At 61.1% G+C, this 26308-nt stretch carries 23 protein-coding genes and 1 pseudogene; 15 read left to right on the forward strand and 9 right to left on the reverse strand.

Annotation, left to right across the window (positions count from 1 at the left end; all coding sequences use genetic code 11):
• Positions 1–17 precede the first annotated feature (17 nt).
• Genes efeU through efeO (QF045_RS16815) form a run of 4 tightly spaced genes read left to right on the forward strand, consistent with a single transcriptional unit; the run spans position 18 to position 4240 of the window.
• Complete coding sequence (efeU, locus tag QF045_RS16800) at positions 18–863, forward strand: iron uptake transporter permease EfeU (protein WP_306493203.1); 846 nt, start codon at positions 18–20, stop codon at positions 861–863.
• A gap of 10 nt (positions 864–873) precedes the next feature.
• Positions 874–2076 (forward strand): iron uptake system protein EfeO, encoded by a 1203-nt coding sequence (gene efeO, locus QF045_RS16805; RefSeq protein ID WP_306493204.1) that lies wholly within the window; start codon positions 874–876, stop codon positions 2074–2076.
• Positions 2077–2090: 14 nt separating this feature from the next.
• Entirely contained in the window at positions 2091–3395 is a 1305-nt protein-coding gene (gene efeB / locus QF045_RS16810) for an iron uptake transporter deferrochelatase/peroxidase subunit (RefSeq protein ID WP_306493205.1), read from the forward strand.
• Positions 3396–3421: 26 nt separating this feature from the next.
• A complete protein-coding gene (gene efeO, locus QF045_RS16815; protein WP_306493206.1) occupies positions 3422–4240 on the forward strand; it encodes an iron uptake system protein EfeO in 819 nt (272 codons plus the stop codon).
• A gap of 188 nt (positions 4241–4428) precedes the next feature.
• Here efeO (QF045_RS16815) and pssA read toward each other — a convergent pair whose 3' ends face one another.
• Positions 4429–5772 carry a CDP-diacylglycerol--serine O-phosphatidyltransferase gene (pssA, locus tag QF045_RS16820; protein WP_306493207.1) on the reverse strand — a complete coding sequence of 448 codons (1344 nt, stop codon included), beginning with the start codon at positions 5770–5772 and terminating at the stop codon, positions 4429–4431.
• Between the two features lie 125 nt (positions 5773–5897).
• On the opposite strand from pssA, the pseudogene QF045_RS16825 reads away from it, so the two are divergent.
• Both QF045_RS16825 and QF045_RS16830 read left to right on the forward strand, forming a co-directional pair.
• Positions 5898–6462, forward strand: a pseudogene (locus tag QF045_RS16825) (TetR/AcrR family transcriptional regulator).
• Positions 6463–6504: 42 nt separating this feature from the next.
• Positions 6505–6984, forward strand: coding sequence for a nuclear transport factor 2 family protein (locus tag QF045_RS16830; RefSeq protein WP_306493208.1), 480 nt, complete (start codon positions 6505–6507; stop codon positions 6982–6984).
• A 49-nt stretch (positions 6985–7033) separates the two neighbouring features.
• On the opposite strand, the gene QF045_RS16835 is transcribed toward QF045_RS16830, so the two are convergent.
• Positions 7034–8191, reverse strand: coding sequence for a PQQ-dependent sugar dehydrogenase (locus QF045_RS16835; protein ID WP_306493209.1), 1158 nt, complete (start codon positions 8189–8191; stop codon positions 7034–7036).
• An 11-nt stretch (positions 8192–8202) separates the two neighbouring features.
• A complete protein-coding gene (locus QF045_RS16840) occupies positions 8203–8517 on the reverse strand; it encodes a hypothetical protein (protein WP_306493210.1) in 315 nt (104 codons plus the stop codon).
• A gap of 182 nt (positions 8518–8699) precedes the next feature.
• On the opposite strand from QF045_RS16840, the gene QF045_RS16845 reads away from it, so the two are divergent.
• Together QF045_RS16845 and ligD are read left to right on the forward strand one after the other, a co-directional pair.
• Positions 8700–9539, forward strand: a complete 840-nt coding sequence (locus tag QF045_RS16845) for a Ku protein (RefSeq protein WP_306493211.1) — start codon at positions 8700–8702, stop codon at positions 9537–9539.
• A 24-nt stretch (positions 9540–9563) separates the two neighbouring features.
• Positions 9564–12107 carry a DNA ligase D gene (gene ligD, locus QF045_RS16850; RefSeq protein ID WP_306493212.1) on the forward strand — a complete coding sequence of 848 codons (2544 nt, stop codon included), beginning with the start codon at positions 9564–9566 and terminating at the stop codon, positions 12105–12107.
• A gap of 19 nt (positions 12108–12126) precedes the next feature.
• Here the strand turns inward: ligD and lpxO are convergent, their stop codons facing one another.
• Positions 12127–13026: a lipid A hydroxylase LpxO gene (gene lpxO, locus QF045_RS16855; protein ID WP_306493213.1), complete on the reverse strand. Its 900-nt coding sequence runs from the start codon at positions 13024–13026 to the stop codon at positions 12127–12129.
• A 267-nt stretch (positions 13027–13293) separates the two neighbouring features.
• Positions 13294–14628, reverse strand: a complete 1335-nt coding sequence (locus tag QF045_RS16860) for an LPS O-antigen chain length determinant protein WzzB (protein WP_306493214.1) — start codon at positions 14626–14628, stop codon at positions 13294–13296.
• 337 nt (positions 14629–14965) lie between these two features.
• On the opposite strand from QF045_RS16860, the gene QF045_RS16865 reads away from it, so the two are divergent.
• The 4 genes from QF045_RS16865 (at position 14966) to QF045_RS16880 (ending at position 19923) form a co-directional block, all read left to right on the forward strand.
• Entirely contained in the window at positions 14966–15352 is a 387-nt protein-coding gene (locus QF045_RS16865; RefSeq protein WP_306493215.1) for a TIGR03067 domain-containing protein, read from the forward strand.
• Positions 15353–15602: 250 nt separating this feature from the next.
• The gene (locus QF045_RS16870) at positions 15603–16841 is read left to right on the forward strand and encodes an MFS transporter (protein ID WP_306493216.1); all 1239 of its coding nucleotides are present in this window, start codon (positions 15603–15605) and stop codon (positions 16839–16841) included.
• 142 nt (positions 16842–16983) lie between these two features.
• On the forward strand, positions 16984–18570 hold the full coding sequence (locus QF045_RS16875) for an ABC-F family ATPase (RefSeq protein WP_306493217.1): 1587 nt from the start codon (positions 16984–16986) through the stop codon (positions 18568–18570).
• A gap of 180 nt (positions 18571–18750) precedes the next feature.
• The gene (locus QF045_RS16880) at positions 18751–19923 is read left to right on the forward strand and encodes an MFS transporter (RefSeq protein WP_306493218.1); all 1173 of its coding nucleotides are present in this window, start codon (positions 18751–18753) and stop codon (positions 19921–19923) included.
• Here the strand turns inward: QF045_RS16880 and QF045_RS16885 are convergent.
• Positions 19917–20954 carry a dienelactone hydrolase gene (locus QF045_RS16885; RefSeq protein WP_306493219.1) on the reverse strand — a complete coding sequence of 346 codons (1038 nt, stop codon included), beginning with the start codon at positions 20952–20954 and terminating at the stop codon, positions 19917–19919. The two genes, QF045_RS16880 and QF045_RS16885, sit on opposite strands and share 7 nt — an antisense overlap.
• A gap of 191 nt (positions 20955–21145) precedes the next feature.
• The gene (locus QF045_RS16890; protein WP_306493220.1) at positions 21146–21757 is read right to left on the reverse strand and encodes an FMN-dependent NADH-azoreductase; all 612 of its coding nucleotides are present in this window, start codon (positions 21755–21757) and stop codon (positions 21146–21148) included.
• Between the two features lie 125 nt (positions 21758–21882).
• Between QF045_RS16890 and QF045_RS16895 the strand changes: the two genes are divergently transcribed.
• Together QF045_RS16895 and QF045_RS16900 are read left to right on the forward strand one after the other, a co-directional pair.
• Complete coding sequence (locus QF045_RS16895; protein ID WP_306493221.1) at positions 21883–22791, forward strand: LysR substrate-binding domain-containing protein; 909 nt, start codon at positions 21883–21885, stop codon at positions 22789–22791.
• Entirely contained in the window at positions 22788–23144 is a 357-nt protein-coding gene (locus QF045_RS16900) for an MmcQ/YjbR family DNA-binding protein (protein ID WP_306493222.1), read from the forward strand. The genes QF045_RS16895 and QF045_RS16900 overlap by 4 nt, the downstream gene beginning before the upstream one ends.
• Here the strand turns inward: QF045_RS16900 and QF045_RS16905 are convergent.
• Together QF045_RS16905 and QF045_RS16910 are read right to left on the reverse strand one after the other, a co-directional pair.
• Complete coding sequence (locus tag QF045_RS16905; protein ID WP_306493223.1) at positions 23133–23516, reverse strand: DUF1294 domain-containing protein; 384 nt, start codon at positions 23514–23516, stop codon at positions 23133–23135. The genes QF045_RS16900 and QF045_RS16905 overlap by 12 nt on opposite strands.
• Positions 23513–24343 (reverse strand): undecaprenyl-diphosphate phosphatase, encoded by an 831-nt coding sequence (locus QF045_RS16910; protein WP_306493224.1) that lies wholly within the window; start codon positions 24341–24343, stop codon positions 23513–23515. Before QF045_RS16910 ends, QF045_RS16905 begins: the two co-directional genes overlap by 4 nt.
• Positions 24344–24571: 228 nt before the next feature.
• Between QF045_RS16910 and QF045_RS16915 the strand changes: the two genes are divergently transcribed.
• Entirely contained in the window at positions 24572–26206 is a 1635-nt protein-coding gene (locus tag QF045_RS16915) for a methyl-accepting chemotaxis protein (protein WP_306493225.1), read from the forward strand.
• The last annotated feature ends 102 nt before the right edge of the window (positions 26207–26308 follow it).

Below are 26308 nucleotides of genomic sequence, written 5' to 3' on the forward strand. Positions count from 1 at the left end.
TTACGCCCTGGTGCCCGATGCTCGTTCCTTTTTTAATCATGCTGCGCGAAGGCATTGAAGCGGCGTTGATCGTCGGCATTATCGCCAGCTACCTGCAACAGACCGGGCGCGGCCAGTGGATGCCCGCTGTGTGGATCGGCGTGTTTCTCGCCGCTGCCCTGGCCCTGCTGGTGGGCGGTGGCCTGGAACTGGTCAGCGCCGAATTTCCGCAAAAGCAGCAGGAACTGTTCGAAGGCATTGTCGGGCTGGTCGCAGTGGGCATCCTCAGTTCCATGGTGTTCTGGATGCGCAAGGTGGCGCGGTCGATCAAGCACTCCCTGCATCAATCCCTGGACCACGCACTGGCCGGCTCCAAGCATCAGGTAACGGCGCTGATCCTCATGGTGTTTTTCGCCGTGGCCCGCGAAGGCCTGGAAACCGTGTTCTTCCTGCTCGCGGTGTTCCAGCAGAGCGAAGGCCCGGGCGCACCGATAGGCGCCCTGCTCGGCCTGATCCTGGCGATCATCGTCGGCTTCCTCATTTACACCGGCAGCATGCGCCTGAACCTCGGTGCGTTTTTCCGTTGGACTGGCCTGTTTATCCTCGTGGTGGCCGCCGGCATCCTCGCCAATTCGGTGCAAGCCCTGCACGAAGCGGGCGTGTGGAATCACCTGCAAACCGTGCTGTTCGACTTCAGCGCCGCGCTGCCCATGGACAGCCCGCTGGGTTCGGTACTCGCCGGCATGTTCGGCTATCAGGAAACACCGACCGTCAGCACCCTCGGCGCCTACCTCATTTACCTGGTGGTGGCCCTGGTGATGTTCTTCCTGCCCGCCGCGCCGTCCAAGCCGGCCGCCGCACCTTCTTCCGTTTCCAGCCAGTAAGGACCGTACCTTGTCCAACCCAACCCCTCAACCGGCTTCGCCACCCCGCGCCCTGCGCTGGGCCGTGGCGGGCTCGGTGGTCGTGATGATCGCCGCCGGTGGCCTGTTCTATTACGCCTCGCAACTGGCGGCCAGCAAGCGCCAGGCCAACCACGATGAAATCGCGGTGACCATTCATGGCCACGCCTGTGAGCCGAACGAACTGACGGTACCCGCCGGCCGTGCAAGTTTTCGCATCATCAACCGCTCTGATCGTGCCGTTGAATGGGAAATCCTTGACGGCGTTCTGGTCGTCGAAGAGCGCGAAAATATCGCGCCGGGCCTGAGCCAGGTGATCAACGCCAACCTGCTGCCCGGCGACTACGCGATCACCTGCGGCCTGCTGAGCAACCCGCGTGGCACCTTGCATGTCACGCCCACTGCACAGTCCGACGCCCAAGCCAAGGCCAAGCCATCGATGGTGGCGTTTATCGGGCCGTTGTCGGAATTCCGGGTTTACCTGAGCAGCCAAGGCAGTGCACTGGTCAAGGCAGTCACCGCGCTGCAACAGGCGATTGATGCCGGCGATCTCGCCCAGGCCCAGGCGCTGTATGTGCCGGCTCGCGAGGCCTACCAACGCTTGGCGCCGGCGTCGCAACGCCTGGCCGAGTTGGACAACGCGATCAATGCACGCGCCGACTACTTTGAAAAACGCGAGCAGGACCCAGCCTTCAGCGGCTTCCATCGCCTGGAATACAGCCTGTTCCAGCAACGCAGCCTCGACGGCCTGGCGCCGATTGCCCAGCGCTTGCTGAGCGACGTCACCACCCTCAGGCAACAACTGCTCGCCCAATCCCTGCCACCGGAGCAACTGGTGAGCATCGTAGTGCGCAACCTCAACAGCCTGGCGGATGTACGCGCCATTAGCGGTGAAGAGGAACGCTACAGCCACATCGACCTTAACGGTTTCGCCGCCAACCTGGAGGTTGCACACAAGGTCGTCGAGCTGATGCGGCCGCTGTTGACCAAGTCCGCTGCCGACCTGCTGCCTAAAGTCGACAGCGCCCTCGCCGCCTTCGATGCCCAACTCAACGGTTTGAAGGTCGATCAGGGCTACGCCACCTATGACAGCGTGACCGCCGATCAGCGCAAGCAGATCAGCGACAAGGCCAAGGCACTGGCCGCCGCACTCGATGGAATCGACCCCGCCCTTGGCCTTTCCGGCCTGCAGTGAAGACGACCGCACACATGAGTGATTCAGCACAATTTGACCTTCAACGCCGCCGTGTCCTGTTGGGCATGGCCGCCACTGGTGCGGCGATTGCCGGCAGCACCCTGACCTGCCCGGCCATGGCGGCCGCCGCCGAACAAGTCACCACCGCGCCGCGCAGTGACAAGACCCAGGACCACCAGGCGTTCTTCGGCAAGCACCAAAGCGGTATCGTCACCCCGCGTCCGGCCTGCGGCATGGTCGTGGCATTCGACGTGCTGGCCAGCGACCGTGACGACCTGGAGCGCCTGTTTCGCACCTTGAACGAGCGCATCGCCTTCCTGATGACCGGAGGTACCGTGCCGCAAGTCGACCCGAAACTGCCGCCCACCGACTCCGGCATCCTCGGCCCCGTGGTCACGCCGGATAACCTGACCATCACCGTTTCGGTAGGTGAGTCACTGTTCGATGAGCGCTTCGGCCTCGGCGCAGCCAAACCCAAGCGCCTGATCCGCATGGTCGGCTTCCCCAACGATGCTTTGGAACCGGCGCAGTGCCATGGTGACCTGAGCCTGCAGTTCAGCTCCAACACCCCGGACACCAATATCCACGCGCTGCGCGACATCGTAAAGAACCTGCCCGACCTGCTGCTGGTGCGCTGGAAACAGGAGGGCAGCGTGCCGCCCCAGGCGCCGGCCAAACCCGGTGAGCCGGCACAAAGTGCGCGCAACTTTTTGGGCTTTCGCGACGGTTCGGCCAACCCCGATTCCAACGACGCTACGGCCATGGACCGGATCGTCTGGGTCCAGAGCGGCAGCGACGAACCCGCCTGGGCCGCCCATGGCAGCTACCAGGCCGTGCGCATCATCCGCAACTTCGTGGAGCGCTGGGACCGCACCCCGCTGCAGGAACAGGAAAGCATCATCGGCCGCGTCAAACCCACCGGCGCGCCGATGGATGGCACCCGGGAGTCCCAGGTCCCGGACTACAGCAAGGACCCGGAAGGCAAGTTGACCAAGCTCGATGCCCACATCCGCCTGGCCAACCCACGCACCCCGCAGACCCAGGCCAATCTGATCCTGCGGCGGCCGTTCAACTACTCCAACGGCGTCAACAAGAACGGTCAGCTGGACATGGGACTGTTGTTCATTTGCTACCAGGCTGACCTGGAGAAAGGCTTTATCAGCGTGCAGACCCGGCTCAACGGCGAGCCCCTGGAGGAATACCTCAAGCCCGTCGGCGGCGGCTACTTCTTCACCTTGCCGGGGGTCACGGGGCCTGATGACTTCATCGGGCGCACGCTGCTTGCGGCAACGCACCCTCACACCACTGCCCATACCTAAAACAAACTCAGAGCGGATACCGTCCCATGAAGAAGTCAACCCTCGCGTTGTCGTTGCTGATGACCCTTTCACCGCTGGCCGCATTTGCCGCCACGGCGCCATTGGACCTGGTAGGTCCGGTGTCGGACTACAAGATCTACGTTACCGAAGAGATCGGTGAATTGGTCACCCAAACCCAGGCCTTCACCGCCGCGGTGAAAAAAGGCGACCTGGCCACCGCCAAGAAGCTCTATGCGCCGACCCGTGTGCACTATGAGTCCATCGAGCCGATCGCCGAGCTGTTCAGCGACCTCGACGCCTCTATCGATTCTCGTGTCGACGATCACGAAAAAGGCGTGAAGGCCGAAGACTTCACTGGCTTCCACCGCATCGAGTACAGCCTGTTCTCGGAGAACACCACCCAGGGCCTGAATGCCCTCGCTGACAAGCTCAACAGCGACGTGCTGGACCTGAAAACCCGGGTGGACGGCCTGACCTTCCCACCGGAAAAAGTCGTCGGCGGTGCCGCAGCACTGCTTGAAGAAGTTGCCGCGACCAAGATTTCCGGCGAAGAAGACCGCTACAGCCACACCGACTTGTACGACTTCCAAGGCAACATCGACGGCGCGAAGAAAATCGTCGACCTGTTCCGTGGCCAGATCGACCAACAAGACAAGGGGTTTCTGGCCAAGGTCGACAAGAACTTTGCCACCGTGGACAAGATCCTGGCCAAGTACAAAACCCCGGACGGTGGCTTTGAGACCTACGACAAGGTCAAGGATAACGACCGCAAGGCCCTGGTGGGTCCGGTCAATACCCTGGCTGAAGACCTGTCGATGCTGCGCGGCAAGCTGGGCCTGAACTAAGCCCGCACAAAAAAACACCCAGGCCCTGGTGCCAATCAGTTAGAGCTTTTTGTAGGAGCGAGCTTGCTCGCGAAGAACTAAAGGTCCCCGCGTTTATCCAGAACGCGTTGCCTGGACGTTTTTCGCGAGCAAGCTCGCTCCTACAGTGAATCCCTTTCGGCGCCTGGGTGTTTTTTTGCCAAGTGGTTTTACAAAATCCGGTAGAGCAGCCGCTCGATGCGGACCCGGCTGACCCGGCGCAAAAACTTGCCCACCGCCGCCGGGTAGTCCGCCAGGGTCTCCAAGTGCTGGTAGCCGGCAATGCGCGTGGTGTGCTGGAAAATATGCGCAAGCTCTTGCGCACGCGGCGCCAACCATTCGCCCTTGGGGTCGTCGATCAGCAAGGCGTTTTCCAGGTCGAGGCGGAACGCCCTGGGGTTGAGGTTGTTGCCGGTGAGCAACGTGTAGCGCTCGTCCACCCACATGCCTTTAAGGTGATAGCTGTTGTCGCCGTCATGCCACAGGTGCAGGTTCAACTGGCCGTTGTCGATCATCGGCTGATGGCGCTTGGCAAAGCGACGCAGGCTGATTTCATACAGATAAGGCAACGCGGCGATCACCTTGAAGGGTTCGCTGGGCGGAATGTAGAAGTCGTTGGCGGTCTTGTCGCCGACGATGATGTCGATCTTCACCCCGCGCGCCAGGGCCCGGTTGATCTCCCGAGTCACCGGCAGCGGCAGGTTGAAGTACGGCGTACAGATGGTCAGTTGCTGCTGGGCGCTGGCGATCAGCTCCAGGATGACCCGGCTGAGCGGGTTGTTCTTGCCCACGCCGAGTAATGGGCTGACTTGCAGCTGCCCATTGGGCAACTGCCCGGCGCTGGTGTCATACGCCGCATGCTTGAGGCGGCTGCGCAGGTCGCCGATGTCGTTGCGCAGGCTGCGGGTGGTGGGCGGGTTGGGCAGGTCGAGGCGATGCACCGCCTTGGACGCTATCAGGCCATGCTCCACCAGGTGCTGCATGGAATCGGCCAGCGCCTGGCTGTGGATCAGGTGATAACGGTCGAAGCGGTATTTGTCGAACTTGTGCAGGTACACGTTGTTCAGGCTGGCGCCGCTGTACACCACCGTGTCATCGATCACAAAGCCCTTGAGGTGCAACACGCCGAACAGCTCGCGGGTTTGCACCGGCACGCCGTACACCGGCACTTCACTGGCGTGACTCTGGGTCATGGCCTGGTACCAGGCGCTGTTGCCGGGCTGTTTGCCGGCGCCGATCAAGCCACGCTGGGCGCGCAACCAGTCGACCATCACCACGATCTCCAACCCCGGTCGCGCAGCCTTGGCGGCGTGCAGTGCGTCGTAGATCTCCTGCCCCGCTTCGTCCTGCTGCAAGTACAACGCAACGATGTAGATGCGCCGGGTGGCCTGGGAGATTTTCTCCAACAGGCAGCGACGATAGGCATCGGCGCTGGGCAGCACCTCGATGGCATCGGCAGACAGTGGAAAACCGCGCAGTTTAGGCAGCAGGGAGCGTTTGAAGAACGACGGCATAAGGCTCGCAGTGGGTCGAATCCGAAGAGGCCCAAAGCTTACACCATGGGGGCACTCAGGTCTCGTCAGTGTGAATGGAAAATTCCCTATTGACCAAGAAGAATGATCGTTCTACTGTTGATTGCATGAACGACATGACAAATAACGAAACCCGCGACATTATTCTCGACGTGACCGAGAAGTTGATTTATCGGCACGGCATCGCTGCCACCGGCATGGACTTGCTGGTGAAAACCGCGGGGGTCTCGCGAAAAAGCATCTATCGCTATTTCACCAACAAGGATGAGCTGGTGATCGCCGCCCTGCAGCGCCGCGACGAACGCTGGATGCGCTGGCTGCGTACTGAAGTAGAGCGCAGTGAAGACAGCGGCGAGCGCCTGCTCGCGCTGTTCAGCGCCCTGAAAGGCTGGTTTGGCTCGGCGGACTTTCGTGGCTGCGCCTTTATCAATACCAGCGGCGAAACCGGGCGACGCGCGCTCCCCGGTGCGCCTGCTGGCCAAGGCCCACAAACAAAAACTGTTCGAATACCTACTTGAACTGTGTCACGCACATGGCACCCCCGATCCGCAGCGCCAGGCCGCGCAGCTGCTGATCTTGATTGATGGCGCCATCACCGTTGCCCTGGTGATGGGCGATACAACGGCTGCCGATAACGCGCAAGCGATGGCGCGCACGCTGTTGGGGCTTTGAACAACTTTCGCTGCACTTTCATGACTTTTCAGGAGCCGCTTTATGTCATCCAACGCAGAAGTACGCCCGCCACTGCCACCCTTTACCTGTGAGTCGGCCATCGAAAAAGTGCGCCTGGCCGAAGACGGCTGGAACTCACGCGACCCACAGCGGGTTTCACTGGCCTATACGCTGGACACCCAGTGGCGCAACCGCGCCGAGTTCGCCCATAACCGCGAAGAAGCCAAGGGTTTCCTCACGCGCAAATGGGCTAAAGAGCTGGATTACCGACTGATCAAGGAGTTATGGGCGTTCACCGGCAACCGCATCGCCGTGCGCTATGCCTACGAATGGCACGACGACTCCGGCAACTGGTTTCGTTCGTACGGTAATGAAAACTGGGAGTTCGACGAGAACGGCCTGATGGCCAACCGTTTTGCGTGCATCAACGACCTGCCGATCAAGGAGAGCGAACGCAAGTTCCACTGGCCACTGGGGCGTCGCCCGGATGATCATCCGGGCTTGTCCGAGCTGGGTTTGTAGCCCCGAAAGATCGTTCCCACGGCGTGGGAACGATCCGCGCGGCGGTTACTCAATCCTGATTCAGCCCAACGCGATACAACACCCCATCGTCCTCATCCGTCAGCACATACAGATAGCCATCCGGCCCCTGCCGCACATCGCGAATCCGCGCTTTCAAGTCACCCAGCAAGCGCTCTTCATGGACGACCTTGTCGCCATCGAACTGCAACCGAATCAACTCCTGGCTGGCCAGCGCGCCGATAAACAGGTTGTGCTGCCATGCCTTGAAACGGTCGGCGTCGTAGAACGCCATGCCGCTGATCGCCGGTGACTTCTCCCACACATGGTGCGGCGCCACGGTGCCTTCGGCGGTCTTGCCCTTGGCCTCGGGAATCGGCGTGAGGGAGTAGTTGATGCCATGCGTCGCCAACGGCCAGCCGTAGTTCTTGCCGCGCTCGATGATGTTGATTTCATCACCGCCACGTGGCCCATGCTCGTTTTCCCAGATTGTGCCACTCCACGGGTTCAACGCGAGCCCCTGCGGGTTACGCTGGCCGTAGGACCAGATCTCGGGACGTACCCCTGGCTGACCGACAAAAGGGTTATCGTCGGGCACGCGGCCATCCGGATAAATGCGCACGACTTTGCCTTGCAGCTTGTCCAAGTCCTGGGCGGTGGGCCTGACGTTGTTTTCGCCCAGGGTCACGAACAGGTAGCCGTCACGGTCAAACGCCAGGCGCGAGCCGAAGTGATTGCCAGTGGACAGCTTCGGTTCCTGGCGCAGGATGACCTTGAAGTCCTTCAGGCCGCTCAGGTCATCAGCCAAGCGCCCTCGCCCCACGGCGGTCCCGGCCTTGCCATCCTCGCCGCCGCCTTCGGCATACGACAGGTAGACCATGCGGTCCTGCTTGAAGTCGGGCGACAGCACCACGTCAAGCAGCCCGCCCTGCCCCTTGGCCCACACCTGCGGCACGCCCGTCAATGGCGCGGAAAGCTTGCCGTCAGGGCTGACGAAGCGCAGATGGCCGGGCAGCTCGGTTACCAGAAAGCCCTGCCTGTCCGGCAGGAATGCCACCGCCCAGGGATGATTCAAACCCTTGGCAATCGGCGTGGCCGTGACACTGCCTTGCTCACTGGGAAATTGTTGGGCATCAGCGGCATGAGCCGCCGCCAATGGCAGCAGCGTGGTTGCGCAAATAGCGGCGAGCAGGGTTTTGCGTAGAAACATAAGACGAATCCTTACCGGCGATTGCCGTTGGCATCATAGGTGGGAGCTTTGGTTTCGGTGTTCGGGCGACTGGGCGTGGCGTCGCGCTTGGGATAGCTGTTGCCGATCCCGCCGTTTTCCACGGTAGGCCGGGGGTTGGTCGGCGCGGTCTGAATACCGCGAACCGCCGGCGCATTGGGCTGGGTGCCCTGCATGCTGTTGGGGTTGGCCCGATGGATGGGGCTGTTATTGGTGTCGTAACGCCCCGGCAGGGTTTGCGCCTGGGCCAGGGGAACCAGGACCAGACCCAACGCCAGCGCTGCAAGATGACGCACATAACTGTTCATGACGATGCCTCTCTTTGCCGAGTACACGTGCTTTCGATAACACGCTACCCCAGGGGTTCGTATGACGACATTAAATAGTTTCTCATCAGGTGTAACACGATCTGTCCGAGCATCCGCTCGCCGAAACTTTTGCCCGACCCCACGAGTCACCAGAACACAGGCTTATTTTAGGAGACGTACTTATGCCCCGGGCAATCTGGAAAGGCGCCATCAGTTTCGGCTTGGTTCACATCCCGGTGTCGCTGGTGTCGGCGACGTCTTCCCAAGGCGTCGACTTTGACTGGCTGGACAAACGCAGCATGGACCCGGTGGGCTACAAGCGCATCAACAAGACCACGGGCAAGGAAATCACCAAGGAAAATATCGTCAAGGGCGTCGCCTTTGAAAAAGGCCGCTACGTGGTGCTCAGCGAGGATGAAATCCGCTCAGCCCACCCCAAGTCGACCCAGACCGTCGAAATCATCGCCTTCGTGGACAGCGACCAGATCCCCCTGCAAAACATCGACACGCCCTACTTCCTGGCCCCGGACAAACGCGGCGGCAAAGTCTATGCGCTTCTGCGCGAAGCGCTGAAAAAAACCGGCAAGGTCGCCCTGGCCAATGTGGTGCTGCACACCAAGCAGCACCTCGCCGCATTGATGCCGCTGGAATCGGCGCTGGTGCTGGTGATGCTGCGCTGGCCCGCCGAGGTGCGCAGCCTGGACGAGCTGGAACTGGGCGAAGATGTGATCAAACCAACCCTGGCCAAGGGTGAGCTGGACATGGCCAAGCGTCTGGTGGAGGACATGAGCGCCGACTGGCAACCCGAGGAATACCGCGACACCTTCCAGGAAAAGATCATGGCGCTGGTGGAGAAAAAGGCCAAGGAAGGCAAGATCGAAGACGTGGAATCGGTCGAAGGCAGCGAAGAGCGCAAGTCCGCCGATGTGATCGACCTGACGGAACTGCTCAAGCGCAGCTTGGCGGGCAAACCTGCGGCAAAGAAACCCACCGCGAAAAAATCCAACAAAAAGGCGTCTTGAGTCTGCCATTGGCTGGAGAACGACATGGCAAAGCCCCTGAGCGAGTACAACCGCAAACGCGACTTCGGGATCACCGCCGAGCCCGCCGGCGAGTCACCTGCTTCCAAACGCAAAGCCTCGGCCCTGAGCTTCGTGATCCAGAAGCACGATGCGCGTAACCTGCACTATGACTTTCGCCTGGAACTGGACGGCGTACTGTTGAGCTGGGCAGTGCCCAAAGGCCCCAGCCTGGACCCGAGCCAGAAGCGTCTGGCGGTGCACGTCGAAGACCATCCCCTGAGTTACGGTGGCTTCGAGGGCAGTATTCCGGCCGGCCAATACGGCGCCGGGGACGTCATCGTGTGGGACCGTGGCATCTGGCAGCCCCATGACGACCCGCACAAGGCCTATGCGGCCGGCAAGCTCAAGTTCAGCCTGATCGGCGAAAAGCTCTCCGGCGACTGGACCCTGGTGCGCACCCGGCTCAGGGGCAGCGGCGACAAGGAGCAATGGCTGCTGATCAAGGAAAAGGACCCGCAGGCGCGGCCCAGCGCCGAGTACGATATCGTCCAGGCCGAGCCTGCCAGCGTGCTCAGCGATGCCGTAGTCGGCAAACCCAAGGCTAAGGCCAAGGCCAAAACGCCGCCAAAAACCAAAGCGGCAACCAAAACGGCAACCAAGGCCACCCCGCGCAAGCAGGCAGCAGAGGTGCCCGAGCAGTTTCCGCCGCAACTGGCGACCCTGGTCGATCGCGCACCCGAAGGTGACTGGCTCTACGAAATCAAGTTCGACGGTTACCGCATCATGGCGCGCATCCGCGACGGTGAGGTGCGTCTGTTCACTCGCAACGGGCATGACTGGACCGAGCGCCTGCCGCGCCAGGCCAAAGCCTTGCAAGCGCTCAAGCTCAAGGACAGTTGGCTCGATGGCGAAGTGGTCAGCCTCAACGGCGACGGGTTGCCGGATTTCCAGGCGTTGCAGAATGCCTTCGACATCGGCCGCAGCCTCGACATCGTTTACTACTTGTTCGATGCGCCCTTCCTGAACGGCCGCGATCAGCGTGAAGACCCGGTCGAAGATCGTCGCGCCGCACTCAAATCGGCGCTGTCGGCCAGCAATAGCAAGCTGCTGCGCTTCTCCGAAGCCTTTGCCGCCAACCACCGTGACATTTTCGAAAGCGCCTGCGACCTGGCCTTGGAAGGCGTGATTGGCAAGCGTGCCGGCAGCCCCTACGTATCCCGTCGCAGTGCCGACTGGATCAAGCTCAAATGCCGCTTGCGCCAGGAATTCGTGATCGTCGGTTACACCCGCCCCCAGGGTTCACGCACCGGGTTCGGCGCACTGCTGCTGGCGGTCAACGACGATACCGGGCTGGTGTACGCCGGGCGCGTGGGCACCGGCTTCGACCAAGCCTCACTCAAGGCCATCTACGCCAAACTCACTGCGCTCGAGCGCAAAGATTCACCCTTGCAAAAGCCGTTGACCAGCGCTCAGGCGCGGGGCGTGCACTGGGTCGAGCCGAGTCTGGTCGGTGAAGTGCAATTTGCCGAATGGACCCGTGAAGGCGTGGTGCGCCAGGCCGCGTTTGTGGGCATGCGCACCGACAAGCCGGCTGAGCAGATCATTCACGAACTGCCGCGCACGGCCAAATCGGTCAAGGCGCCCAAGGCGAAAAAAACCGAGAAGGACGCAAAACCCGTGAAGTCCACAAAAATCACTCACCCTGATCGCGTGATCGACGCGCAGAGTGGCACGCAAAAACAGCAATTGGCACAGTTCTACACCGACATCAGCCCCTGGATCCTGCCCTTCCTGCGCAACCGGCCCGTGTCGCTGCTCAGGGCGCCAGAGGGCATCGAAGGCGAGCAGTTCTTCCAGAAGCATGTCGAACGCATGACGATCCCGCACATCAAGCAATTGGACCAGGCGCTGGATCCCAGCCATGCGCGCCTGATGGAAATAGACTCCGCGGATGCCTTGGTCGGCGCCGTGCAGATGGGCACGGTCGAATTGCATACTTGGGGCGCTACCACCGACAAGATCGAAACCCCGGACCTGTTCGTGCTCGATCTCGACCCGGACCCCGCCTTGCCCTGGAAGTCCATGCTGGAAGCGGCGCAACTGACCCTGTCGGTGCTGGACGAACTGGGCCTGCAAGCCTTCGCCAAAACCAGCGGCGGCAAAGGCCTGCACCTGATCGTACCGCTGGCGCGGCGAGATAACTGGGACAGCGTGAAAGCCTTCGCCAAAGCCATCGCCGAATTCATGACCCGCCAGTTGCCCGAGCGCTTTACCGCCACCAGCGGCCCGAAAAACCGCGTGGGCAAAATCTTCATCGACTATCTGCGTAACAGTCGGGGCGCCAGCACCGTTGCGGCTTACTCCGTGCGTGCGCGACCAGGCCTGCCGGTCTCGGTACCGGTCAGTCGGGAAGAATTGAGTGGGTTGCGCGGCGCGCAGCAATGGACAGTGGCCAACCTGCATGAACGCCTGCAGGATTTAAAGGACGACCCCTGGGCCGGTTACGCTAATCGGCAGAAGATCAGCAAGCGGATGTGGGACAAGCTGGGCGCGAAGCCACCGAAGTGATTCGCGCCCTGGGCGGGGCTCAGATGAGGATGAAGATCAGCGCCAAGCCGGCGAAGATCGCCCACTTTTCCAGGTAATACCGCGTACGGTTGCGCTTTTTGAGTTCCTTGCCGCGCAACCGGATTTTGTACAAGCGGGTAAAGGCCCGGTTGAGGCCGCCGGTCTTGTCGCCTTCATCATTGGGCGAGCCCGCGGCGGCCATCACATTGCGGCTGAACCAGCGATTGAACGCAGCGGCCCAGCGATATTTCATCGGCCGTTCGATGTCGCAGAACAGAATGATGCGGTTATGCGCCGTGGTGTTCTCTGCGTAGTGAATGTAGGTCTCGTCGAACATCACCGGTTCGCCGTCGCGCCAGTAATAGCTCTCGCCATCCACATTGATATAGCAACCCGGATCGTTAGGCGTATCGAGCCCCAGGTGATAGCGGTAGGAGCCCGCGTACGGGTCACGGTGGCGCACCAGCTTGGACCCTGGCGGCAGCTCGGCGAACATTGCCGCCTTGATCGAGCCGATGCTTTGCACCAACTCAGTGGTGCGTGGGCACAACTTCATCGCCGACGGGTGGCTGTCGCCATACCACTTCAGGTAGAAGCGCTTCCAGCCGGATTTGAAGAACGAATTGAAACCCACGTCGTTGTACTGCTCCGAACGCTTGATCTCCCCGGCGCGCATCAGGTTCTGGCCTTCCTGGCGAATCTCTTCCCAGTGTTCCTGCAACGGGCTCAGGTCCGGAAAATCGCTGGGCGACAGGAAAGGACGGCTTGGTTGTCTGGAGAACAGGTACAGGAAGCAGTTGATCGGCGCCAAAAACGTCGAGTGATCGCTAAGCTGGCGGCCCAACTTGTGTCGCACCCGGCCACGCAAATGTACATACGCGATGGAGGCAACGTAGAGAGCAACAATGATGAGTTTCAAGGGATTCGTCACACGTCAGGGAGAGAACAGGCTGCTCCTGCGCGCCCACAACGGCCGAGGATGGATAAGCAGCACCTGAAATCACAATTCACATACAGGTGACACGACCGGCTGGAGAACCATGCGGTGTATGACCATTGGCCGTTATTTAGCCATACTTTGTAACCAAAGGTTAACTAAGAATTGTGAAAAGCTGTCCATGAATTGTGCTGGGAGGGGTGAGCAGGCGGGCCCCAGGGCCCGCCCGCCACAAGGCGTTACTAGGGTTTACAGCTGATCGTCCTTACGCTCACGCCGGGAAAAACTGCTGTCTTCCAACGCCGAATAAGGTACGGCACGACGCTGGGTGAGCATCAAATGGCGGATCAGCGCGATCATCATTCCGAGCACCAACCCGCCTACCAGGCTCAACGCAATGACCAGGGACTTTTTCGGTTTGATCGGCGACAAGGGCTCCTGGGCGCGACGGTCAATCGTCACCAGTTTCAGGTTACTCATGTCGATGTTCAAACCGCGCAACCGAGCGACTTCGGCGCGAAGCGGCTCAACGTCCTGCAGGAAGATGTCTTCATTACCGCGCTTGCGCAGCACTTCAACTTCGCGGTTGGCGTCCAACAGTTGGAGTTCTTTGCCAATTTCGGCAATACGCGGGTTGGTGAAGTCATCGCTGGTGCGCTTTTGCAGCGCGGCGCGCTCAGCCTCCAGCGCCTCGGTACCCAGGAAGTACAGCGGAATCTTCTGGTTGTTGACCTCGGTGCGCATCACCTGGCTCGAGCCGGTTCGCGCGGAGTCAGCCATAGAGGACGGCGTGGTCGGCGTCCTGATCCCCATGGACTGAGCGATGCTGATGGCTTCAGCCAATTCCGCCAGGCGGTTGGTGCGCTCCATTTTCATCTGCAACCGCAGGGCACTGAGCTCATCCTGCAATTGGGCGCGCTTGAGCCGGTCCGCCTCGAGCAGCTTGGCGATCTTCGATTCCTTGTCGGTATCGTAGTTGGCACGAGCAGCGTCGATCTTGCCTTTGAGTTCGGTCAGGCGGTTGTTCACGATCACCTTGAGGTCGGCGCCAACCTGCTGACGCTCTGCGGCAATGGCGTAGTCGACAAACCCGTTGAGAATCTTCACCCCGTCAACATCGGTCGGGTACTGCAACTCCAGGCGAATATAGTTGCTCAGCGAGTCGGACTTCTTCGGGTCCGGCAGGATCAGATTGACCGAGTTGCGGTTGAAGGCTTCAAAACTCTGCTCCAGGGTTTGCCCTGGCTTCTGGAACGCCTTGAACAATTCTTCGTGGTCTTTGAAGAAGCCCAGGCGAGCCTCGTAGGAGTCCAATTGCGCGCCCACTTTGAGCAATGCGTCGGCGGGCGGCAATTTGTACACTTCGGAGCGGTTCAACGCATCCAGTTCGTTGATCGCCGCAGGCCGCAGCACGCTGCTGACCTCAAAGGTCTTGGGTGCCAGAAAGGCATAGCCCGCGCCTAAAACTCCCGCCAAAACCGTACAGCCCACGATCAGCTTTTTTTGCCGCCAGATGGCATTAAACAATTCAAACAGATCAATTTCATCAGACGCAGCGGGCGCAGGCGGGGAAGTTCGATTCAAAATAGAAACACCTTAAATTAATACTAAAAGGCCATCATTTAACAGTCACATTAATGGCTTCCAGATCAGGGACAACGCCCTGAGCACAGCGGAACGGTGGCAGTCTGACCACTGAGTCTGACGAAATATCCCACTATTAAAAGGATTATTTCTGATTTATGTCGAGGCGTAGTAGCAAAGACATATTCTTGTGGGACTAGTCACGCCTCAAGCGTAGTCAATACAACATGAAAAAGCTGTCAAATGGCTGTCTCATAAAGAAAAAATCCTGCCACCGCACCCACTGTTACATTGCGGTTACAATTCTCCACCTTGCCCTCCAGCAAACGGAACTTGCATGTCATCTGCATCAGTCACGGATTTCCACGCCCTGCAGGGCGCCTGGGAGCAAACTGCCCTGGAAGACAATGGCGTCCTCAACCCGGCCGACGCCCATAGCGCGCCGGGTGCCATTACCACGATCAGCGGGGACACATTTGAAGTCGTCACGGTCGAGGGCCGCCTCTTGCTGGCTGGCCGTTTTGCCTTGGACGCCACCACCACGCCCAAAAGCATTACCTGGGTAGACGCCATCGGCGAGGACGCCGGCAAGTCGCTGCCGGCCAGCTACCGGCTCGAAGGCGATGATTTTGTGTTTATCGCGGCCGATGAAGGCATGCCGCGGCCAACCGTATTCGGCACAGGCCCTGGGCAAACCATGCGCACGTTCGTACGTAGGGCTTGAACGGCACCCTCATCCGGTTTGATCACGGCATTTTCACGAGGCCTTCACTTTCCGACGTATAGGGTGAAGGCTACCTACTCCAGTGAATCCCCTTGGCCCGCAATCATTCGCGGGCTTTTTTTGCGCGCGAAAACCAGCTTCATCAGGCGCCGCAGAAAACCTCAGGCCGCCACGAAACTTATCGCAAGGCGCCCGAGTCACTAGCCCAACGCCTGTTCAGCCCCTGGACAGCGCTCTGGAAGGTTGCCCCGTGGCCCATCACTCAGACCTGCGCACTGCCCTGTCCCTGGACAGCCTGAATTTCTTTCTCGCGGATGTGCGCGACGGCTTGGGCCCCTACCTGGCGATTTATCTGCTGGCGGTTCACCAATGGGATCCGGCCAGCATTGGCGTGGTCATGACCCTGGCAGGTATCTGCGGGCTGATCACCCAGGGGCCGGCAGGCGCGCTGATCGACCGTACTCGCAGCAAGCGCGCGGTGATTGCGCTTGCCGCGCTGCTGGTCACGCTCAGTTGCCTGATGCTGCCCTTTGTCAGTTCATTTGGCTGGGTCGCGCTGACCCAGGCCGCCAGCGCCATCGCCGCGTCGGTGTTTGCACCGGCGATTTCCGCGATTTCCCTTGGCATCACCGGGCCACGGGCGTTTACCCGGCGTACCGGGCGCAACGAAACCTTCAATCACGCCGGCAACGCGGTCGCGGCATTGCTGGCCGGGGGGCTGGCCTATCTGTTCGGGCCGGTGGTGGTGTTCTACCTGATGGCGTTTATGGCCGTCGCCAGTGTCATCGCGGTCGCCTGTGTCCCGGCCAACGCGATCGACCACGAAGTGGCCCGCGGCTTCGACCCGGCGCATCACACTGACCATGAACAGCCCTCGGGCCTGAACGTCTTGCTGGCCAACCGCCCGCTGTTGCTGTTCGCCATTTGCTGCGCGCTGTTTCACCTGGCCAATGCGGCGATGCTGCCGCTGGTCAGCCAGAAGCTGTCGCAGATCAACCTGCAGATGGCCACGCCGTTGACCTCGGCCTGCATCGTCGCCGCGCAACTGGTGATGGTGCCGACGGCGATGCTGGTGGGGGCCAAGGCTGACCTGTGGGGGCGCAAGCCACTGCTGCTGGCCGGGTTCATGATCCTGCCACTGCGCGGCGTGCTCTATACCTTGTCCAGCGACCCCTACTGGCTGGTTGCGGTACAGATGCTCGACGGCATCGGCGCCGGTATTTTCGGCGCGTTGTTCCCCGTGATCGTCAAGGACCTGACCCAGGGCAGCGGCCGCTTCAACGTCAGCCTCGGCGCGCTGTCGACCGTATTTGGCCTGGGCGCGGCGCTGAGCAGCAGCCTGGCCGGCTTCGTGGTGCAGTTGGCCGGCTACAACACCGCCTTCCTGACCCTGGCCGGGGTGGCGGCCGTGGCGTTGCTGCTGGTGATGCTGGCCATGCCGGAGACATTGGCAAAACCATCCTTCGCTCGCCATACAACTGTTGCCTGACATATGCGACAATGCGCGCCAAATTCCAACACACATCCCAAATTTTACGCTCAGCGACCGGGTTTCGCGCCTTGATGTCGCTGTTGACGCATGCCTGAAGGCGTCTGCCGTCACGCTCGCAACCCATTGATAGGTAAAGTAATTGATCTCCACAGCTAACATCACCATGCAGTTCGGCGCCAAGCCGCTCTTCGAGAACGTCTCGGTCAAGTTCGGCGCCGGCAACCGCTACGGTTTGATCGGTGCCAACGGTTGCGGCAAGTCGACCTTCATGAAAATTCTGGGCGGCGACCTCGACCCGTCCGGTGGCCAGGTCATGCTGGAGCCGAACGTGCGCCTGGGCAAGCTGCGCCAGGACCAGTTCGCCTACGAAGAATTCACCGTGCTCGACACCGTGATCATGGGCCACGAAGAGCTGTGGAAGGTCAAGGCCGAGCGCGACCGCATCTACTCGCTGCCGGAAATGAGCGAAGAAGACGGCATGGCCGTGGCCGAGCTGGAAACCGAGTTCGCCGAAATGGATGGCTACACCGCCGAATCCCGTGCCGGTGAGCTGTTGCTGGGCCTGGGCATTGCGCTGGATCAGCATTTCGGCCCGATGAGCGAAGTCTCGCCTGGCTGGAAACTTCGCGTATTGCTGGCCCAGGCGCTGTTCTCCGACCCGGAAGTGCTGTTGCTCGACGAACCGACCAACCACCTGGACATCAACACCATTCGCTGGCTGGAAAACATCCTGACCCAGCGTAACAGCCTGATGATCATCATCTCTCACGACCGTCACTTCCTGAACAGCGTGTGCACTCACATGGCTGACCTGGACTACGGCGAGCTGCGCCTGTTCCCGGGCAACTACGACGAGTACATGACCGTGGCGACCCAGTCCCGCGAGCAACTGCTGTCGGACAACGCCAAGAAGAAAGCGCAGATTTCCGAGCTGCAATCGTTTGTCAGCCGCTTCTCGGCCAACGCCTCGAAAGCCAAGCAGGCCACGTCCCGCGCCAAGGCGATCGACAAGATCCAACTGGCCGAGGTCAAGCCTTCGAGCCGTGTGAGCCCGTTCATCCGTTTCGATCAGAACAAGAAGCTGCACCGCCAGGCTGTCATGGTCGAAAAAATGGCCAAAGGTTTCGACGGCAAGCCATTGTTCAAGGATTTCAGCTTCCAGGTTGAAGCCGGCGAACGCGTGGCGATCATCGGCCCGAACGGTATCGGCAAGACCACCCTGCTGCGCACGCTGGTCAACGAACTGACGCCGGACGCCGGTAGCATCAAGTGGACCGACGCCGCAGAACTGGGCTATTACGCCCAGGACCACGCCCATGACTTCGAAGACGACGTCACCCTGTTCGACTGGATGGGCCAGTGGACCCAGGGCGAGCAAATGATCCGTGGCACGCTGGGGCGCATGCTGTTTTCCAACGACGAGATCCAGAAGTCCGTAAAGGTGATTTCCGGTGGTGAGCAAGGCCGCATGCTGTTCGGCAAGCTGATCCTGCAAAAGCCGAACGTGTTGATCATGGACGAACCGACCAACCACTTGGACATGGAATCCATCGAAGCGCTGAACCTGGCGCTGGAGAACTACCCGGGCACGCTGATCTTCGTCAGCCACGACCGTGAGTTCGTATCGTCTTTGGCCACCCGCATCATCGAGTTGAGCGCCAGCGGCGTGATTGACTTCAGCGGCACCTATGACGACTACCTGCGTAGCCAGGGTGTGGTGTTTTAAGGCAGCCTTTAGTTTTTTAGCTAAGAAGCAGAGCCAAATGTGGGAGGGGGCTTGCTCCCGATAGCGGCGTATCAGTCACCTATGAATGGGCTGAACCACCGCTATCGGGAGCAAGCCCCCTCCCACATTGGTTAGGGCAGTGGCATCATGGCCATACCGCCCGCCAGCGAATGAGCTCACATGCCTGTTGCCCCCTCCTCCCTGTCGATCACCCTGCAGATCGTCTCCATCGTCTTCTACACGTTCATTGCCTTTATCTGCATCGGCCTGCCGATTGCGGTGATTCCAGGCTATGTGCACGAACATCTGGGCTACAGCGCCGTGGTGGCCGGCGTCACCATCGGTTCGCAGTATCTGGCGACCTTGCTCAGTCGGCCGATGGCCGGGCGCATGTCGGACAACGTCGGCACCAAACGCGCGATTGTACTGGGCCTCGCCGGCATCCTGATCAGTGGCGTGCTGACATTTATCGCGGTGCTGCTGGAAGGCATCCCGGCGCTTAGCCTGGCGGTGCTGATCGTAGGCCGGTTGCTGCTGGGCGTGGCCCAGGGCCTGATTGGCGTGGGCACCATCAGCTGGTGCATGGGCGCGGTGGGCACCGAGCACACCGCCCGCTCGATTTCCTGGAATGGCATTGCCTCCTACGGCGCTATCGCGATTGGCGCACCGCTGGGGGTGGTGATGGTGGCCGACTATGGCTTCGCCAGCCTGGGCCTGGCACTGACGGGACTGGCCGCGCTGGGCCTGATGCTAATCCGCAATAAACCTTCGGTACCGGTGGTGCGCGGCGAGCGCCTGCCGTTCTGGGCCGTGTTCGGACGTATCGCCCCGTTTGGCGCCAGCCTGTGCCTGGCCTCGATTGGCTACGGCACGCTGACCACCTTTATCACCTTGTATTACCTCAATCGCGGCTGGACCGGCGCGGCGTATTGCCTGACCGTGTTTGGCGTGTGTTTTATCGCGTCGCGCCTGCTGTTTATTTCCGCCATCAGCCGCGTGGGCGGCTTCACCGCCGCCATCGGCTGCATGCTCATCGAGACCCTGGGCCTCACGCTGCTGTGGCTGGCGCCGTCGACCGGCGTGGCGTTGATCGGCGCCGGGTTGACCGGTTTCGGCTTGTCGCTGGTTTACCCGGCGCTCGGGGTAGAAGCCATCAAGCGCGTGCCCGACAGCAGCCGTGGCGCCGGGCTGAGTGCGTACGCGGTGTTTTTCGACCTGGCCCTGGCGATTGCCGGACCGTTGATGGGCGCAGTGGCATTGAACCTCGGCTACGGCTGGATCTTCTTCTGCGCGGCGCTGCTGTCCGTCACAGCACTGACGCTGACCGTGCTGCTCAAGCGTCGCGCTTACTGATCAGCCGTCTGTAGCCCGGCGCGAGTGGCCTCGCCGAGGGTGTGACTGAAAAAGCGCCCGGCCTCGGAGATCAGATCGCGGTGAATGCCTTCGCGGTCGACGCCGTCGGCATCGGTGCAGATGGCGGGCATCGTCGCCAATTGGTCGCTGTCGCACGGCGCCATGAACACGAAGTGCCCTGCCCCGGCCAGCAGTTTGAAGTCCGGCGGCTCCGGCAGCTTGCGCGCCAGGGCGGCAGCGTTCTTGTCCACGGCGACCAATTGGTCGCCATCGCCGCTGTAGAGCAGCACCGGCACATGCACGTCAGCCAGGGTATGGCGACCAAACATCAGGCTCAATGGTGCCATCAGCATCAGCGCGTGGATGCGTGGGTCGGCCTGGGGCTGCAGGTCGTCACGGTCGACTACCAGTTCGCCTTTTGTAGTGCAGGCGTCACGGTCTTGCGGACGCTGCTGGCAATAGCGGCGCAGGCGCTCGAAATCAGGTTTGGCGCCGGCCAGGATCAGCGCCGTCTCGCCGCCGGCGGAATAGCCGATCACGCCCACCTGGTCGACGTCGACGAAAGGCGAGAGCATCGGGTCGCCCAGTGCTGCAGTGATCGCCTGGGAAATCTGGATCGGCCGACCATACAGGTTGCTCACGGTGCCCAGGCGGCTGTGATCCTTATAGTTGTCGCCGGGGTGCAGCACCGCCACCACCACAAAGCCCTTGCGCGCCAGCGAAGTGGCCAGGTCATGCAGGGCCAACGGCGTACCGGTATTGCCGTGGGACAACATCAGCATCGGAAAACGGCCGATGGCAACCTTGGCGTCTTCGCCCGCAGCCACATGATAGGCACCCAACACCGTGGAGTGCTCGGCGTCGGTGGAGGGGTAAAACGCAATGGCCTTCATCGGCTGCTCATCCAGCGGGTCGAGCACGCTCATGCGATGAAAGCCCACGCTCCAATGTGGGTGCGGCGCAGGCGCGGCCTGCACTGAAAGCAGGCCGCCGCAGAGGGTAAGAACCAGAACAGCACAGAGTCGCATCATGGGATGTCCACCTTTGCTGCATGAGAGTCGGCAGGTCGTATAAAAATTCCGGGGTAATGAACCCAAGCCTGCATAACCTGGGCCATAAATCAAAAAACTCCGTACTCCGCTCGCGCTCAGGCGATCAGAATACAGAGTTTAGGCGCCCGGCTTCAGATTGAAACCAGGCGAGGCGCAAATTTACACAAGTCTTACGCGGCGGCGAACAACTGTTCGTTGATAAGCACGTTGGCATCGCTCAACGCCTTGCTGCGCACTTCGTCGCCGTAGGCCAGGCCTTCAGCCCGTACGATTTCGATGTCGGTGATGCCAAGGAAGCCAAACAGCAGCTTCAAATAACCTTCATGAGCAGCGCCCGACGCCTGGCCGGAGTGCAGGCCACCGGCGGTAGAGACAATGATCACCTTCTTGTTGCCACACAGGCCTTCAGGGCCGGCTTCGGTGTAGCGGAAGGTCTGGCCGGCGACGGCGATGCGGTCGATCCAGGCCTTGAGCTGGGTCGGGATGGTGAAGTTGTACATTGGCGCACCCACCACCACGGCATCGGCGGCGAGGAATTCAGCCAGCGACGATGCGCTCAGTTCGGCTTCGTGCTTTTGCGCGGCATCGCGCAGTTCGGCGGCGGTGCCCAGGGCGCCCAGGGTGGCGCCGGAGAAGTGGTTGATCCCTTCGCTGGCCAGGTCACGGTAAGTCACTTGCACGCCCGGCTCGGCGACTTGCCATGCCTTGACCACACCGGCGCTGAGCTGACGGGAAGCCGAGTTGTCGCCGAGGATGCTGGAATCGATATGCAACAGTTTCATGGTGAGTCTCCGAGGTGGGATCGTCAGGGGCGATCAGATGGTGTTGATGCTACGCACCTAACCAATGGTCGATAAGCCACCTGCAATGCGATAGATTGTCCTACTGACGGGACAATAGGCTGACCATGCAAGACCTCAATGACCTCTACTATTTCGCCAAAGTCGTCGAAGCCGGCGGTTTCGCTGCTGCCGGCCGCCTGTTGGGCATCCCCAAATCGCGACTGTCACGGCGCATTGCCGAGCTGGAAGAACGCCTTGGCGCGCGCCTGCTGCAACGCACCACCCGGCAACTGACCCTGACCGCCGTCGGCGAACGCTACCTGCGCCACTGCCAGGCGATGTTGCTGGAAGCGGAGATGGCCGATGAAGCGGTGGCCAGTATGTCCAGCGAGCCCCGGGGGCGTCTGCGGGTCACGTGCCCGGTCGGCCTGGCGCAGCAGATCCTGCCGGAATTGGTGGCCGGGTTTCTCGCCGCGCACCCGTTGGTGCAACTGGACATGACCCTGGTCAACCGCCGCGTCGACCTGGTGGCCGAGGGCATCGACGTCGCGCTGCGCGTACGTGAACTGGGCGACGAAGACCCGTTGCTGGTCACCAAACGCTTGCGCGAGGCGCACACCGTACTGGTCGCCAGCCCGGCGCTCGTGAGCGATCGCCGGGTAGAAACCCTGGACGACCTCAAACAGCTGCCGATCATGGGCGCACTCGAAGCGGACCGCATGGTGCACCAGCGCATCATCGACCCGCAGGGCAACGCCCATGAACTGGTGATGGAAGCGCGCCTGGGCATCGAGGATTTTATCGTGCGCAAGACCAGCGCCCTGATGGGCGTGGGTTTCACCCAGCTGCCGATGATGTATTGCGAAGAGGAACTGGCCAGCGGCCGACTGGTGCAACTGCTGCCGCAATGGTCGCTGCCGGGCGGCTGGTTGCAGGCCGTGTACCCGCACCGGCGCGGTGTGCTGCCCGCTATCCGCGCCTGGATCGATTACCTGGAAGAAGGCTTCAAGGGCTGTGGAGATCGCCTGTTATGAGCATGACCGAAGCACAAGTCGCGCAGTTCTGCCTGAGCCTGCCGGGCGCGCGTGAAGATTACAAATGGGGCGGCGTGCGGGTGTTCTCGATTGCCGGCAACAAGATGTTCGCGCTGCAGAACCTGCGCGGCGATTCACTGGCGTTCAAGGTCGACAAGGAACTGTTCCTCGGCCATGTCGATCGCCCAGGCATCCACCCGGCGCCGTACCTGGCACGCGCGCAGTGGATCATCATGAATACGCCCTACCCGCTGGGGCCCGCAGAACTGCGTGGCTTGCTGCAGCGTTCCCACCAGTTGGTGGTGAGCAAGCTGCCCAAGCGCACACAGGTCGGGTTGTTGCTAGAGGATTGAAAGCAGCGTACCGCCGAGAAACAGCTGATCCAGCCAGAACACCTGGTGCAGCAGCACGATCACCCAGAACAGCACCTGGTAGGACACCTTGCGTGTCTTGTGCCGAAACACCTGCTGTGCGATCAACGCACCCGGCCAACCGCCCGCCAGCTCGACGGCGTGCAGGATGTTTTCCGGGATGCGTCGCGCTTCTGTCTGCGCCTTGCGCTTGTCGCTCCAGTACAAAAAGAACGCCACCACGCTGACCACGCCGTACGCCGCCAGCGGGATGACGGTATCGCCGCGATGCCACAGCAGCACCGAACCCAGTAGTGGCGCGGCGCACAGCAGCATGAAGATCAATGCCTTCAGGCGCGGATGCTGAATGTTCATGGCTTGACGGCTGTCCAGTCGATCCAGCCGAATTGCCAGGTCGCCAGGATCACCAGGCCGAACGCGATGCGGTACCAGGCAAAGGCCGCGTAGCTGTGGTTAGCGATGAATTTGAGCAGGCCCTTGACTGCGATCATCGCGAAGATGAACGAGGTGACAAAACCAATGGCGAACACCGGCAGGTCCGCCGGTTGGAACAGGTCGCGGTATTTGTAGCCCGAGTACAGCGCTGCACCGACCATGGTCGGCATCGCCAGGAAAAACGAAAACTCGGTGGCGGTCTTGCGCGACAGGCCGAACAGCAGGCCGCCGATGATCGTCGCACCGGAGCGCGAGGTACCGGGGATCATCGCCAGGCACTGAGCGATGCCGACCTTGAGTGCGTCTTTCCAGGTGATCTCGTCCACGGTTTCGGCATGCACGGCATGTTGCCGGCGTTCAGCCCACAGCATGATCACGCCACCCACCACCAACGCCGTGGCCACGGTGATCGGGTTGAACAGGTAATGCTTGATCAGGTCGGCGAAGATCACCCCCAGTACCACCGCCGGCAACACCGCGATGATCAGGTTTACGGTGAAACGCTGGGCATTGCGCTGGGTGGGCAAGCCGACGACCACATCGAGGATCTTGCGGCGAAACTCCCAGACCACCGCCAGGATTGCGCCCAGCTGAATAATGATATTGAAGGCTTCGAAACGTTCGCCGCCGAAATTGATCAGGTCAGCGACGATGATCTGGTGGCCAGTACTGGAGATCGGCAGGAACTCCGTCAGCCCCTCGACTACGCCAAGAATCAATGCCTGTATGGCGGTCCAAAAATCCATGCTTTCTCCAAAGGTCACGCGCGTGGCGTGCCTCTCAGTATTTTTTAAGGTTCACTGACAACGAGCGCGCTGCAGCGCCCGGCGTTGATTCTCAATGCCGGACTGCAAAAATTCCGTGAAAAATCAGGCAGTACTCAGGTTTTTCGATTACGGGCCGAAAGCCTATCAGACAAGCCGTAAAAGTCGATGCGACACCCACAATTATAAAAGGCACGGAGTGACAGGACGATGAACAGTTTGCGCAATATGTCGATCAGCCGACGCCTCTGGCTGATCCTGGTAGTCGCCGTGCTGATGCTGCTGACCTTGGGCGCGTTGATGCTCAAACAGATCCATGGCGACCTCTACCAGGCCAAACGCCAACAGACCCAGCACGTGGTACAAACCGCCAGCGGTGTGTTGAGCTACTACCAGAACCTGGAGAAAACCGGCGCGCTCACCCGCGAAGCGGCGCAGCAGCAAGCCTTGAGCGCGGTGCGCGGCCTGCGTTACGACCACGACGATTACTTCTGGATCAACGACCTCACCCCCGTGATGATCATGCACGCGGCCAACCCCAAGCTGGACGGCAAGAACCTTTCGGCGATCCGCGACCCGGACGGGTTTGCCGTGTTCAATGAGTTCGTGATCCTGGCCAAGGCCAAGGGCGCCGGCATCGTCAATTACCGCTGGCCAAAGCCGGGCGCCGATGCGCCAGTGGAAAAAACCTCGTACATCCAACTGTTCGAACCCTGGGGCTGGATCATCGGCTCGGGCGTCTACGTGGACGACGTGCAGGCTGAGTTCACCGGCCAGGTGTGGAAAGCCTCGGCGATCGGCCTGGCCATCGCCCTGATCATGACCCTGCTGGTGCTGCTGATCGCGCGCAGCATCGTGCAACCGTTGCAGGCGGCGGTGAACGCCATGGGCAACATCGCCAGCGGCGAAAGCGACCTGACCCGCAGCCTCGACACTCACGGGCGTGACGAGGTCACCCAGTTGTCCCAGCACTTCAACACCTTCACCGCCAAGCTGCGCCAGGTGGTCGGCCAATTGCAGGTGTGCGCCAACGCCCTCGGCGAGTCGTCGACCGAGTTGGGCCACAACGCCAGCCAGGCCCACGACCGCAGCCAGCAACAGTCACAACAGATGGAACTGGTGGCCACCGCCGTCAATGAAGTCACCTATGGCGTGCAGGACGTGGCCAAGAACGCCGAACACGCCGCCAGCGAAATGCGCGATGCCCAGGCTCAGGCGCAACAAGGCCAGGTCAACATCGACGGCAGTCTGCAACGGATCGACCAGCTTTCCAGCACCATCAGCCAGGCCGTGGACGTTATCCGCACCCTCTCCAGTGAAAGCACACAGATCGGCGGCGTACTGGAAGTGATTCGTTCCATTGCAGATCAGACCAACCTGCTCGCCCTCAACGCCGCCATCGAGGCCGCCCGCGCCGGCGAGCAGGGTCGTGGGTTTGCCGTGGTGGCCGACGAAGTACGCCTGCTGGCCCAGCGCACGCAGAAATCCACCGCTGAAATCCAGTCGATGATCGAACGGCTGCAAGGCCATTCGGAAGCCGCGGTCAAGGTGATCAGCGACAGCCACAGCGCTTCGCAACTGACCATCGAACAAGCCGGCCTGGCGGGCGCCAGCCTCAGTGCCATCGGCCAGGCGTTGCACAACCTCAACGGCCTGAACGCCTCGATTGCCAGCGCCACCCTGCAACAGGCCCATGTGGTGGAAGACATCAACCAGAACGTCACCCAGGCGGCGGGTTTGTCCCAGAGCACCGCGCTGGCGGCCGAGCAGTCCAGCGTGGCAAGCGCGCAGCTACGGGGCTTGAGTGAGCAGCTTGATGGGCTGCTGCGCCAATTCAAGGTCTGACGTTGGGATGGACTTGCGATAGCGGTGGGTCAGTGAAAATTGCAGGTGACTGAACCACCGCCATCGGGGGCAAGCCCCCTCCCACATGTTGATTCGGTTTCG

It is taken from the genome of Pseudomonas sp. W4I3, assembly GCF_030816195.1.
GTDB lineage: Bacteria > Pseudomonadota > Gammaproteobacteria > Pseudomonadales > Pseudomonadaceae > Aquipseudomonas.